This is a genomic window from Acinetobacter sp. YH12236 (genome assembly GCF_013417645.1).
Lineage (GTDB): Bacteria > Pseudomonadota > Gammaproteobacteria > Pseudomonadales > Moraxellaceae > Acinetobacter.
Window position 1 is genome coordinate 90,438 of sequence record NZ_VPDM01000009.1, and the last position, 12,674, is coordinate 103,111.

The 12,674-nt window shown below is 39.9% G+C and carries 11 protein-coding genes and 1 pseudogene; 10 read left to right on the top strand and 2 right to left on the bottom strand.

The features are described from left to right. Positions 1-460: 460 nt before the first annotated feature. From FTV14_RS05960 to FTV14_RS05970, 3 genes are all read left to right on the top strand, one after another. The gene (locus FTV14_RS05960) at positions 461-1,729 is read left to right on the top strand and encodes a HAMP domain-containing sensor histidine kinase (RefSeq protein ID WP_180053528.1); all 1,269 of its coding nucleotides are present in this window, start codon (positions 461-463) and stop codon (positions 1,727-1,729) included. Between the two features lie 86 nt (positions 1,730-1,815). Beyond that, entirely contained in the window at positions 1,816-4,566 is a 2,751-nt protein-coding gene (gene glnE, locus FTV14_RS05965) for a bifunctional [glutamate--ammonia ligase]-adenylyl-L-tyrosine phosphorylase/[glutamate--ammonia-ligase] adenylyltransferase (protein ID WP_180053529.1), read from the top strand. Between the two features lie 24 nt (positions 4,567-4,590). After that, the gene (locus tag FTV14_RS05970) at positions 4,591-5,517 is read left to right on the top strand and encodes a branched-chain amino acid transaminase (RefSeq protein ID WP_005232095.1); all 927 of its coding nucleotides are present in this window, start codon (positions 4,591-4,593) and stop codon (positions 5,515-5,517) included. 58 nt (positions 5,518-5,575) lie between these two features. Here the strand turns inward: FTV14_RS05970 and FTV14_RS05975 are convergent, their stop codons facing one another. Together FTV14_RS05975 and FTV14_RS05980 are read right to left on the bottom strand one after the other, a co-directional pair. Continuing rightward, entirely contained in the window at positions 5,576-6,598 is a 1,023-nt protein-coding gene (locus tag FTV14_RS05975) for an NAD-dependent epimerase (protein ID WP_180053530.1), read from the bottom strand. After that, the gene (locus FTV14_RS05980; RefSeq protein ID WP_180053531.1) at positions 6,595-7,764 is read right to left on the bottom strand and encodes a nucleotide sugar dehydrogenase; all 1,170 of its coding nucleotides are present in this window, start codon (positions 7,762-7,764) and stop codon (positions 6,595-6,597) included. Before FTV14_RS05980 ends, FTV14_RS05975 begins: the two co-directional genes overlap by 4 nt. Before the next feature lie 183 nt (positions 7,765-7,947). On the opposite strand from FTV14_RS05980, the gene FTV14_RS05985 reads away from it, so the two are divergent. The 7 genes and pseudogenes from FTV14_RS05985 to FTV14_RS06015 form a co-directional block, all read left to right on the top strand. Continuing rightward, positions 7,948-8,721 carry a glycosyltransferase gene (locus tag FTV14_RS05985; RefSeq protein WP_180053539.1) on the top strand — a complete coding sequence of 258 codons (774 nt, stop codon included), beginning with the start codon at positions 7,948-7,950 and terminating at the stop codon, positions 8,719-8,721. Positions 8,722-8,775: 54 nt separating this feature from the next. Continuing rightward, a complete protein-coding gene (locus FTV14_RS05990) occupies positions 8,776-9,750 on the top strand; it encodes a stealth family protein (RefSeq protein WP_180053532.1) in 975 nt (324 codons plus the stop codon). A gap of 9 nt (positions 9,751-9,759) precedes the next feature. Beyond that, positions 9,760-10,524 (top strand): glycosyltransferase family 25 protein, encoded by a 765-nt coding sequence (locus tag FTV14_RS05995; protein WP_180053533.1) that lies wholly within the window; start codon positions 9,760-9,762, stop codon positions 10,522-10,524. 10 nt (positions 10,525-10,534) lie between these two features. Beyond that, positions 10,535-11,305, top strand: coding sequence for a glycosyltransferase family 25 protein (locus tag FTV14_RS06000; protein WP_180053534.1), 771 nt, complete (start codon positions 10,535-10,537; stop codon positions 11,303-11,305). A gap of 32 nt (positions 11,306-11,337) precedes the next feature. Then, entirely contained in the window at positions 11,338-12,198 is an 861-nt protein-coding gene (locus FTV14_RS06005; RefSeq protein ID WP_180053535.1) for a WlaTC/HtrL family glycosyltransferase, read from the top strand. A gap of 12 nt (positions 12,199-12,210) precedes the next feature. Beyond that, on the top strand, positions 12,211-12,498 hold the full coding sequence (locus FTV14_RS06010; RefSeq protein ID WP_180053536.1) for a hypothetical protein: 288 nt from the start codon (positions 12,211-12,213) through the stop codon (positions 12,496-12,498). Positions 12,499-12,543: 45 nt separating this feature from the next. Continuing rightward, positions 12,544-12,674: pseudogene (locus FTV14_RS06015) on the top strand (IS5/IS1182 family transposase); the annotation flags it as partial.

Genomic DNA, 12,674 nt, shown 5'->3' on the forward strand with positions numbered 1-12,674 from the left:
TTTATGATTATTAAGAATATTTAAAAAATAGAAATAAATTTAGGTCAAAGTTAATATGATTAGCGATCTATTTTTTCAGAAAGTGACAATAAGCATTTTCTATATATTTGAAAATTCAAAAGCTTTTATTTACCTAAAGATCAGAAGAAAAATGAGCTGTTTTTATCTTCCTCAGATTTCAGAACTCAGATGATATTGAAACAATTTGAAATGAATTCAGGAATTTCAAATAATTATATGTAATTTTTTATAAGAGGAATATTTTTTCAAGTAATTCTTAATATTTAAATATCAAGGTATTGAAGCTATCAATGTATCTTTAGAGAAATAAGTTAACAAATCCTTTAGTCGATAAATGAGATTTTAACGTTGAGTAAATATAGAATCTTTGTTATTGATTGTATTAATTTAGTCGGTTGTAATTTTTATTCTATATTCCATAACATCCAGAGAGGCAGACATGGAACTAAAACTGCTAGAGATCGGTCAGAATACGGAGCAGTTAAGCTCGTGCCGTATATCTCTCATTTTAGGTGTCTATACCTCTGACAATTTATTAGACACCTTCTGTAAGGTCGCCCGTAAAGTACTCGGCGTTAAGACCTGTATCATCGGATTCCATACGGAACCTTATATCTGGTACAGCTGTCCGTTCGGTTTTCGCGGTTTGCACGTACCACAGAATGTGGACATCCCTAAATATCTACAAGAAATGGATGTGATCGATCAAAGTCATGCTGCATATGCAGAACTATCAGATCATGTGAACAGCCTTGGCGTAGTCCATCAGCGGCTCGTAGCATTCAATTTGAAATCAGCCCAAGGACAGTCTTTGGGGCAGGTGGTTTTCTTTGACGATCAGACTGAAGTATTTGATCAGGAAGCTATTATTATCGTCCAGCAATTTGCTGAATCTTTAGTAAAACGAGTTAAACTGAATGAGGAACATACACAGCTGAAAGAGTTATACGAACAGCAATGTGCACAAAACTTCAGTAAAACCAAATTCTTCCAAATTATTGCTCATGACCTGCGTGCACCTTTCCATGGTCTGTTAGGCTTCTCGGAAGTGCTGGCACAGGAACGTGACACTCTGGATGAATCCAGTATCCAGAGTATTTCTGATTATTTATATGATACGGCTCAATCGACGTATAACTTGTTAGAAAGTCTGTTGACCTGGGCGATGGCTGAGGGTGGACGTTTTGTTTATCATCCGATTAATTATGAATTAAAACAGTCCACTAAAATTGTCTGTGATGTACTGAAAAGTCTGGCGCTGAAAAAGAATATTGAGCTGATCGACCAGGTTCCTGAAGATATTAAGGTGCATGCTGATATCAATATGATTACTTCGGTCTTGCAGAACTTGGTATCGAATGCGCTGAAATTTACTCCAGTTGATCAGGGTGGGCAGGTGATTCTGGCTGCTGAAATGGAAGGTGAGCAAGTCAAGATTACTGTTCAGGATACTGGTCTCGGTATGACTGAAGAGCAAATGGAAAATCTGTTTAGACCAAATCTCACGTTGAGTTTAAAAGGCACAGACAATGAGAAAGGCGCAGGTCTGGGTCTGGTACTGTGTAAGCGTTTTGTAGACCTAAACCATGGACAGATTGTCGTAGATTCTAAAGAAGGCGCTGGAACCACCTTTACTGTGCATTTACCTAAAGTGACCAATGATCATCAGGCATTGGTACTTGAAGACCTGCATACTGAAAAGTCCTGAAAATCATAAATTTCTATTAAAACCGTTCCCACTCGGCCTGAACTCCTGCTATAACTAAATAAAAGTTTTGAGGGAATCACCGAGTGATGGATGCGGTACAATTGCAGAAAACCTTAAGAGCCAGTCAGTATGCAGAACAGGTATTGGCCAATCATCAAGATCTATTGAATCAGGATTATGCAATTAATCAGTTTCAGGGATCACTCGGCACTGAACAGATTCAAGACTTAATCTATTCCAATCTATTAAATATCAGCGATGAAACCATGTGGATGCGTAGTTTACGTATTCTGCGTGCTCGCCTGATGTTCCGCTGGATCTGGCAGGATGCCAATCAACTCACCGATGTCATCACACTGACTCGAGAGCTGTCTGATTTCGCCGATGCCTGCATTTGCGCTGCCAAAGAGTTTGCCCGTATTCCTCTAGTCGCCAAATATGGCCAGCCAATTGGCTATAACGGTAAAGTTCAGGATCTCATTATTATTGCAATGGGCAAGCTGGGCGCTCAGGAACTCAACCTTTCCAGTGATATTGACCTGATTTTTGCCTTTGATGAACAGGGTGAAACGGATGGACGTAAATGCATTGACGTTCAGCAATTCTGTATTCTGTGGGGACAAAAGTTAATCTATCTGCTAGACCATATCACCGCTGAAGGTTTTGTATTCCGCGTTGATATGCGTCTGCGACCATGGGGTGATGGTTCTGCTCTGGCCATCAGTCATGCCGCATTAGAAAAATATCTCAGCCAGCATGGCCGTGAATGGGAACGCTATGCCTGGATCAAAGCCCGCATCGTTAATCCGAGTCCAGAAGGTGATGAACTGCTGGACATGACCCGTCCTTTCGTCTTCCGTAAATATGTCGATTACAGCGCTTTCGAAGCGATGCGTGAAATGAAAGCAATGATTGAGCGTGAAGTACAGCGCCGTAATATTGAAGATGATATCAAGCTTGGCGCAGGCGGGATTCGTGAAGTTGAATTTATAGTGCAGGTTTTTCAGCTGATTTATGGCGGAGCCAAGTTAGAGCTGCAAGACCGGCAATGTCTGGTCAGCCTGAATCATCTGGATGAGGCTGAACTGCTGGATGAGCAGGCAGTGACTGACCTCGAAGATGCCTATTTATTCCTTCGTCGGGTAGAGCATGCTATTCAGGCGCTGCATGATCAACAAACCCAATGTTTGCCGACTGAGCCAGATTTACGTCAACGTATTGTGGATACTTTGGGCTTTTCAGACTGGTCCGCCTTTATGGAAGTGCTGGATCAAAAACGCGCTAAAGTGATTTACCAGTTTGAGCACTTGATCAAGGAAAATGGACCAGAGCCTCAAGGCAAAAGTTTTTCTCAGTTGGAACAACAGCTGAATGAAGTCTTGGATGATCATGCAAAAAATCTGGTGCATGAATTCTGGCATGGACATGCCTTAAAAAAATTGCCAGCTAAAGCCATTCAACGTTTAAAAACATTTTGGCCCTACCTGATTGAAGCCATTCTAGAATCAGATAAACCGCAAGTTGCACTGGTCCGCCTGATGCCATTGGTTGAATCCGTCATGCGTCGTACCGTTTATCTGGTAATGCTGATTGAAAGCAAGGGTGCTTTACAGCGTTTGGTAAAAATGGCGACTGTCAGCCCCTGGATCTGTGAGGAACTTACTCATTATCCTGTATTGCTGGATGAATTCCTGTCGATGGATTTTGAATTGCCTAAGCGTCAGGATCTGGAAGATAGCCTGCGTCAGCAATTGCTCAGAATCGAAATTGATCAGGTCGAAGACCAGATGCGGGTGCTACGCCTGTTTAAAAAATCCAATGTACTTGCGGTAGCGGCCAGTGATGTGCTGGCGGAAAGCCCTTTAATGAAAGTCTCGGATGCCTTAACAGATATTGCAGAAGTCTCAGTGAATGCTGCGCTGCATCTGGCTTATCAGATTGTGGCTAAACGACATGGTTTTCCGCTGGATGCAGAAGGGCAGCGCTGCTCAATAGAACATACGGCTTTTGCCGTCATTGGCTATGGCAAAGTCGGTGGCATTGAGTTGGGTTATGGTTCGGATCTGGATCTGGTCTTCATTCATTATATGGGTGAGCAGGCAGATACGGACGGTCTCAAGCCGATTAGCGGTTTTGAGTTTGCCATGCGTGTGGCACAGAAGTTTATGTCGCTCATGACCACACAAACACTGGATGGACGTGTCTATGAAGTTGATACCCGTCTACGTCCTTCTGGAGAAGCGGGGTTGCTGGTCACTAGCCTGAAAGCATTTGAGCAATATCAGTTGAAAAATGCATGGCTGTGGGAACATCAGGCCTTGGTGCGTGCACGCTCCATTGCCGGTGAAAATAGCTTGAGAGAGACATTTGAAGCACTACGTTGTAAGATTCTTACCCAGAAACGCGATATCTGTCATGTACGTAGTGAAGTTCTAAAAATGCGTCAGAAAATGAAAGATCATCTGGGTTCTTCCAAAGAGCAAAAAAAAGATGGGATTTTTCATTTAAAACAAGATGCAGGTGGTATCGTTGATATCGAATTTATGGCACAGTATGCGGTGTTAGCTTGGAGTGGGACGAATAAAGATCTCGCCCATTACTCCGACAATGTAAGAATCCTTGAGGATGCCGCAAAATCAGGTTGCTTATCCAGCGACGATGCGACTGCTCTGATTCAAGCTTATCTCCGTGAACGCGCCGAGAGCCACCGCTTAGCCCTTGCAAATCAATCCATGCAAGTGTCTGCAAGCGACTGGCACGATACCCGAAAGACCGTTTGCAAGTTATGGCAAAGACTGATTGATCCAAGTGCAGTATTTGCACCGGATAGTGAATAATTGTGAAAAATTGGAGTTTGTGGCATGAATTTGGCTGATCGTGATGGTTTCATTTGGCAAGATGGACAACTAGTAGACTGGCGTGAGGCGAAAACTCACGTATTAACACATACTTTGCATTACAGCATGGGTGTGTTTGAAGGTGTCCGTGCTTATGAAACCCCGAATGGAACGGCTATTTTCCGTCTGAAAGAACACACCAAACGTTTGCTCAATTCTGCAAAAATTTATCAAATGAAAGTTCCATTTGATCACGCAGCTTTAGAACAAGCTCAAATTGATGTGGTTCGTGAAAATAAATTGGCATCTTGCTATTTACGTCCAATTATTTTTATTGGCTCTGAAAAATTAGGTATTGCTGCTACTGACAATACTATTCATGCTGTAGTTGCAGCGTGGAGCTGGGGTGCTTACCTTGGTGATGATGCGATGGCGAAAGGTATTCGTGTAAAAACTTCATCATTCACACACCATCATCCAAACGTGACCATGTGTAAGGCCAAAGCATCTGGTAACTACACATTGTCGATTCTTGCTCACCAAGAAGTGGCACATTCTGGTTATGACGAAGCAATGCTGCTTGATCCACAAGGCTATGTATGCCAAGGTTCAGGCGAGAACGTATTCCTAGTACGTGATGGCGTAATTCACACTCCAGACATCGCTGGTGGCGCATTAGACGGTATTACTCGTCAATCGATTATTACCATTGCTAAAGATCTTGGCTATGAAGTGGTAGAACGCCGTATTACTCGTGACGAATTCTATATCGCAGATGAAGCTTTCTTCACTGGTACTGCTGCTGAAGTAACACCAATCCGTGAATATGATGACCGTCAAATTGGTGAAGGGGTACGTGGTCCAATCACAACTCAAATCCAGAAAGCATACTTTGATGCAGTTCAGGGTAAAGACCCTAAATATGCGCACTGGTTAACTTACGTAAAATAAGTTCAACAGATAAAAAAAGGACTCAAATGAGTCCTTTTTTTATGGCTAGAAGAATCTATTAAACCTGATAGAAATCCCGATACCAGTCAACAAACTGTTTTACGCCATCTTCAACAGAAACGGAAGGTTTGTAACCTACACTTTGTTCTAGTGCTGAGCTATCCGCGAAAGTATCTGGTACATCACCGGGTTGTAGTGGCAGTAGGTCCAGAATGGCTTCTTTGCCGACTGCTTTTTCAATGGCATGGATATATTCAATCAGTTTGACTGGCGAATTATTGCCGATGTTAAAGATCCGGAACGGGGCATTGCTGGTGGATGGATCAGGATTGTTGCTATCCCAGTCTGGATTTGGTGCAGCAATCTGGTCACTGGAACGGATCACGCCTTCAGCAATATCTGCAACAAAGGTGAAATCACGGGTATGGTTGCCGTGATTAAAAACCGGAATAGATTTGCCTTCAATAATATTCTTAGTGAACTTAAAGAGAGCCATATCCGGACGACCCCAAGGACCATAGACAGTAAAAAATCGCAGGCCTGTAGTTGGTAGTTTGAATAAATGGCTATAGCTATGTGCTATCAATTCATTGGCACGCTTTGTTGCTGCATAGAACTGGATCGGATGGTCGACACCATGCTTTTCACTAAAAGGCATGGTAGTGTTGGCACCATACACGCTACTGGTACTGGCATAAGTCAGATGTGGTGTTTTGGCAGAGCGGCAGGCTTCAATAATATTGGTAAAGCCTACAATATTGCTTTCGACATAGCTCATTGGGTTTTCAAGCGAATAGCGTACACCTGCCTGTGCTGCCAGATGAATCACGCGATCAAATTGATGCTCCTGAAAACACTTTTCGACCACAGCTTTATCTGCGAGGTTAGCATGAATAAAATTGAACTGCCCCGTCTGCTGTTCTGCCGTTTGAATTAACAGATCTACACGTGCCTGTTTTAACGCTGGATCATAGTAGTCATTCATGTTGTCGAACCCGACGACATCATCACCACGTTCTAAAAGCTTTTTGGAAACATGAAATCCAATAAAACCTGCTGCACCTGTTACCAGAATTTTCATTCATCGCCTCCAAAAATATCACGTGTATAAACTTTATCTTCAACATTACTGAGATCTTTAGATCGACGATTGGTGATAATCACCTCTGCCCGCTGTTTAAAAATTTCTAAATCAGTAATTACTTCAGATTTAAAGAACTCTGCTTCTTTGAGCGTTGGCTCATAGATAATGACTTCAATACCTTTAGCCTTAAGGCGTTTCATCACGCCTTGGATGGCAGAGGCACGGAAATTATCTGAACCACTTTTCATGACTAGTCGATAAATCCCTACTACAGATGGATGTTTTGCCAAAATGGAATCGGCAATGAAGTCTTTACGGGTACGGTTAGAATCCACAATGGCCTGTATCAGATTGCTTGGTACCTGACTGTAGTTAGCCAATAGCTGCTTGGTATCTTTTGGTAGGCAGTAACCGCCATAACCAAAGGAAGGGTTGTTATAGTGGTTGCCAATTCGCTGATCCAGACAGACACCTTCAATAATTTGCTGAGTATCTAAACCGAACGTTTGTGCATAGGTATCCAGTTCATTGAAGAAAGCCACGCGCATAGCCAGATAGGTATTGGCAAATAACTTGATTGCTTCAGCTTCGGTTGAGTCAGTAAACAGCACAGTGCTGTCTTTTTTGATTGCACCTTCAATCAGCATATCTGCAAATTGTTGGGCACGCGCTGACTTCTCTCCAACAATAATACGTGATGGATAAAGGTTGTCATGTAGGGCTTTACCTTCACGCAAGAACTCTGGAGAGAAAATAATATTGTCTGTATGAAATTTCTCTTTAACCGTTTTGGTGAAGCCTACCGGAACCGTAGATTTAATAATCATGACCGCTTGAGGGTTGATCTCGGTCACATCACCAATGACGCTTTCGACGCTTTGGGTATTAAAATAATTGGTTTTGGTATCATAATCCGTCGGTGTCGCAATAATGACAAAATCTGCGTTCTGATAAGCTTCATATTTGTCAGTTGTTGCACGGAAGTTTAGTGGCTTTTCATTTAAAAAAGTTGAAATGTCAGGATCCTGAATCGGAGAAATCTTCTGATTTAACATTTCAACTTTATTGTCAATAATATCTAATGCCACGACTTCATGATGTTGTGAGAAGATCATGGCATTGGAAAGGCCGACGTAACCGGTGCCTGCAACTGCTATTTTCATATCAACCTGATTATGTATTTTTAATAAGGGAGCCAGAGCCCAAGCCAATATTGGTGTTCTCAAGGCGGTTTCATATCATACCATAAAGTATTTTGAGTATTATGAAGGTGTTGAAAAGCGGGGGAGTAACTTTGCTTTAGAGATGGTATGATATGGCGCAGAATGCTGGTGGAAGATGAATACATGCAGGAAAACGTAAACGACTCACTGTCAGGTCCGGCTCATACACAGCCTGAACAGAATATTGTGCTATGCATGAAGTGGGGCACCAAATATGGGGCAGAGTACGTCAATCGTTTATACAACATGGTCAAGCGTCATACTACGGTTGACTTTAAAATGGTGTGTCTGACAGACCGTATCGAGGGCATTGATCCTGCTGTTGAATGTTTTCCTATTCCACCATTGGCCTTACCAGCAGGTAGTCCTGAACGTGGCTGGAATAAATTATCGACCTTTGAACCTGACTTGTATGGTTTAAAAGGAAATGCACTTTTCCTCGATTTAGATGTTGTGATTGTCGATAATATCGATAGTTTCTTTACCCATCCGGGTGATTTCCTGATTATTCATGACTGGAAACGTCCATGGCGTATTACCGGAAATAGCTCGGTTTATCGTTTCAAGCTGGGAGCTTTTCCTGGTTTGATGCCATATTTCCGTGAACATTTTGATGAAATCCGTCAGAAGTTTCGTAATGAGCAGGCTTATTTATCCTGGTATGTTGATCAGGAAAAGAAACTGAGTTACTGGCCGGATTCCTGGTGCAAGAGCTATAAATATCACTGTCTGCAAAAAATTCCAATGGCTTATTTCAAGCCGCCTGTGAAGCCGGAAGGTGTCAAAATTATTATTTTCCATGGTGAAATCAATCCACCTGACGCAATTAACGGCGGCGGTGGTAAATGGTACCGTTATGTTCTGCCATCGCAATGGATCAAGGATGCGTGGCAATAATTATTAAGTGTAGTAATTAAGCAATCCGGTACCTATTTTAAAGTGATGAAGTAAATGCAGCAGCAAATTGATATTGTAATTGCCTGGGTGGATGGCAATGATCTGGAATTAAAAAAGAAACGGCATAAATATCTGACTGGTGAAGATGCATCCGATGCAGTCAGTGATACCCGCTTCGCCAGTAATAATGAAATCTACTACAACATTGCTTCAATCCTGAAATATGTACCTTTTTGCCGCAATATTTTTGTAGTGACCGATAACCAGCGCCCAGAATTTATTGATGAATTTGCTGCACAAGGCCTGTGTACTGCCGATAAAATTCGTGTAGTGGATCATCGGGAAATTTTTAGAGGTTATGAGCAGCATTTGCCCACTTTTAATACCCGATCCATTGAAAGTATGCTCTGGAACATTGAAGGATTATCAGACTATTTTATTTATTTGAATGATGACTTTTTCTTTAATTCAACTGCACAGCCAAAAGATTTTCTAAACGGTAATCATTTGGTGATCTATGGCCACTGGCAAAGCAGTTTTGCGCTGAAGACAAAGTTAAAATATCGCCAGTTTTTGCAGGCTCAATTTGGCAAGCCAATTCAGCCTAAGCATATGATTGCACAAATGTTAGGGGCGGATATCCTGGGTTTCAAAAAGTTCTTTGAAATTCACCATTATCCGCATATTGTCGATCGTCATGCTTTGAAAGATTATTTATTGGCATATCCGCAGTTGCTGGAAACCCAGATTAAATACAAGTTCCGCAGTGTAGAGCAGCTTAATCCTATTTCACTGATGAATCATATCAAGATTCAAAAGCAGCAAGCTGAGCTGAAGCCGGATATTAAACTGGCTTATCTGAAAAATGAAGATAGCCTCGACAGTTTTATTTCAGCTTTAGATAATCCTGCAATAAAATATGGTTGTATCCAGAGTCTGGATCAATTAAAGCCAGTAGATGCAAAGCAGATCAGTAATGCCATGCAGAAAAAACTGGCTGGTTATTTGCCAAATTCAATTTCAGCTTAGAGGTTCATGATGAAAGTAATTACTTATCTGATTAATCTGGATGGTAGTCATGAACGGCTTGAACGGGCGACTCAGCAACTAGATGCAGTAAATTGGTCCTTTGAACGTTTCTCCGCAGTCGATGGCCGTGGCAAGGCTTTAACTGAATTTGCCAACTATGATGATCAAGGTGCGCAACAGATTCTTGGACGTAGCCTGATGAACTCAGAATTGGGGTGTTATCTGAGTCATTATGCTTGCGCAGAGAAGTTTCTGAATACTGATGCAGATTATCTGGTTATACTTGAAGATGATATGAAAATTAATCCAGACTTTAAAACAAAGCTGGATGGTGTGTTGGAATATCTGGATCAGCATAAAGATTTAGATTGGTACTTAATCAATATTGCAGCCAAAAAGAAAAAGCTGGCGAAAGATATTATCCAGATTGAAGATATGAGCATGTGGCATGCTTTTTATTTTCCAATTCGCGGATTAGGTTTGATCTGGTCACGCCAAGGTGCTCAAGCATTTTTAGAAGCTGGTAAGCATATAAATATGCCTGTCGATATTTTCTTCCAGACCTGGCTGAGTAAAAATGGAAAGGGATTAGGTGTGTGGCCAGCCTTGGTTCGACCTGCAGGTTTAGACAGTGATATTTTAGGGACAGTCGCTTCTCAGGGCGTATCACGTAAACAAAAAGAAAATCGTGGCTTGTCCCATGGTTTGAAGAAGCAGAAGCGCATGTGGCGTGACCGCTATTATGCACTTAAACACTTAATGGCTTCAAAGTAAGTAAATCTGTATGAAAAACATTGTAATTAGCCTAAAAACAGCAACTGCACGTCGTGAACACATTCAAAAAGAATTTGGCAAACAGAATATCGGTTTTGAATTCTTTGATGCATTGACACCAGATTTAGCTAAACCACTGGCTGAAAAAATGGCACTGCAGGTGCACGAAGATTTTCTGACTTCTGGCGAGTTAGCTTGTTTTATGAGTCATGTATCGATCTGGCAAAAAATGGTAGATGAGCAGATTCCGCATTTGGCAGTTTTTGAAGATGATGTATATTTGGGAGAAAATGCTGACTATTTTCTGAGTCAGGATGACTGGATTCAAAATGACTGGGATATTATTAAAATAGAAGCTTTTGCCGATAAGGTGTTTTTAAGTGGGCCTAAGATAAATATCGCAAATGGATCGCGTCAGATTGTTCAGTTAACGGGAAAAAATTTAGGGACAGCGGGCTATATTTTAAGTCTGAAAGGTGCACAAAAATACTTGGATTATGTGCGAAAGATTCAGTTAATTCCTTTAGATCAAGTTATGTTTGATGAATTTATTCAAGCTAAAATTTATCCTGTCTATCAAATGACACCAGCTCTTTGTATTCAAGAAATGATGCTTTTTCCTGAGAAGAAGACAGTTCTCTCAAGTGATTTGCTTGCTGAACGTAAAGCGCGTATGCGTAAGCAGAAGAAAAAGGGGTGGGCAAAAATTCAGTTGGAAATTATGCGTGTACTTAAGCAAGTGAAATATGCTTTATTTGCAAATAATGTAAAATTTTACTAATAAAGATTTTTTAATATTTAAGGGTATTTTAAGTGATTGATAAATCTGAAATTACAATAGTAAGTGCATTCTTTGATATAGGCAGAGGGAATTGGAGCGTAGAAAAAGGCCATCCTAGTTACTTGCAACGTTCTCCTGAAAAGTATTTAGATTATTTTTCTAATTTAGCTGAATTAGAAAATGATATGATAATTTTTACTTCTTCAGAATTTTCAGAAAAAATAAGAAAAATAAGAAAAAATAAAAAAACTATTGTAGTGGAAATTGATATTAATAGTAAATTTTCAGATTGTAGAGAAAAAATAAAAGCTGTACAAAATAGTAGTGTATTTAAAAACACAGTTGACCCAGCTCAATCAAGAAATCCAGAATATTGGTCGCCAGATTATGTTCTAGTAACTAATTTGAAAGCATATTTCGTAAAAAAAGCTATAACAAGTAAGTTGGTAAATACTCATTTGGTGGCTTGGGTAGATTTTGGTTATTGTAGAAGTAAAGAAACACTCAATGGTTTAGTGAAATGGAAATATCCATTTAATGAAGATAAAATTCATTTTTTCACGATTAATAAAAACTTTAAGATTAGTAAAGAGTTGGTCAATGAATCAATTTTAAGAAATCAAGTTTTTATTATAGGTGGTGCAATTGTTGGCACTAAAGAAAAATGGCTTAATTTTTCTAATATAGTATATAACTGTCAAAAAAAAATATTACTTGATTCTATGGTTGATGACGATCAAGGAGTATTTATGATGGCCTTTTTAGAAGATAAAGATAATATCAAATTAAACTATTTGGGTAAAAACAAATGGTTTAACTTATTCAAGTTATTTGATGAAAAATCAAAATCAAATATTTTTGAGAAGTTTAAAACTTTATTGCGATTGAATTGAAAAGTAGGATATATGAAAGATTTGACATCATCAATTATTTTGGGGGCAGCTACAGGTTATACACCAGATAAAGTGGAGGTTTTTTTAGAGAGCTTAAGTGTCGCAAAATATGAAGGGAAAGTTGTACTTTTTATAAATGATAATCAATATGAAGATTATAATTTATACTTTTTAAAAAAAGATTATGCCTTTAAACTGGAATTTAGCTTAAGTAGAATTGGGATACTAAGTTCAACGAAAAAAATTGGTAAAAATTTAAAAAAACTAGGGTGTGTTGACACTTTTAGCTTAAAAAAATAGCGAAGTAGTAAAATCAAATCGCCAAACCCAATTTTACTATTCGCTATGACTCGTACCATGCTGACAGATCAACACTGGCAAAAGTTGAAAGTTATTCTGCGTAATTTATCCATTCACCACAACTCAAATTTACGCAATTTTATTGAAGCTATTCTCTATAGAATTAGGACAGGTTG

Coding starts and splice junctions, on each gene's coding strand:
- FTV14_RS05960 (WP_180053528.1), top strand. CDS start 461: ATGGAACTAAAACTGCTAGAGATCGGTCAGAATACGGAGCAGTTAAGC.
- FTV14_RS05980 (WP_180053531.1), bottom strand. CDS start 7,764: ATGAAAATAGCAGTTGCAGGCACCGGTTACGTCGGCCTTTCCAATGCC.
- FTV14_RS06000 (WP_180053534.1), top strand. CDS start 10,535: ATGAAAAACATTGTAATTAGCCTAAAAACAGCAACTGCACGTCGTGAA.
- FTV14_RS05975 (WP_180053530.1), bottom strand. CDS start 6,598: ATGAAAATTCTGGTAACAGGTGCAGCAGGTTTTATTGGATTTCATGTT.
- FTV14_RS06010 (WP_180053536.1), top strand. CDS start 12,211: ATGAAAGATTTGACATCATCAATTATTTTGGGGGCAGCTACAGGTTAT.
- FTV14_RS05995 (WP_180053533.1), top strand. CDS start 9,760: ATGAAAGTAATTACTTATCTGATTAATCTGGATGGTAGTCATGAACGG.
- FTV14_RS05985 (WP_180053539.1), top strand. CDS start 7,948: ATGCAGGAAAACGTAAACGACTCACTGTCAGGTCCGGCTCATACACAG.
- glnE (WP_180053529.1), top strand. CDS start 1,816: ATGGATGCGGTACAATTGCAGAAAACCTTAAGAGCCAGTCAGTATGCA.
- FTV14_RS05990 (WP_180053532.1), top strand. CDS start 8,776: ATGCAGCAGCAAATTGATATTGTAATTGCCTGGGTGGATGGCAATGAT.
- FTV14_RS05970 (WP_005232095.1), top strand. CDS start 4,591: ATGAATTTGGCTGATCGTGATGGTTTCATTTGGCAAGATGGACAACTA.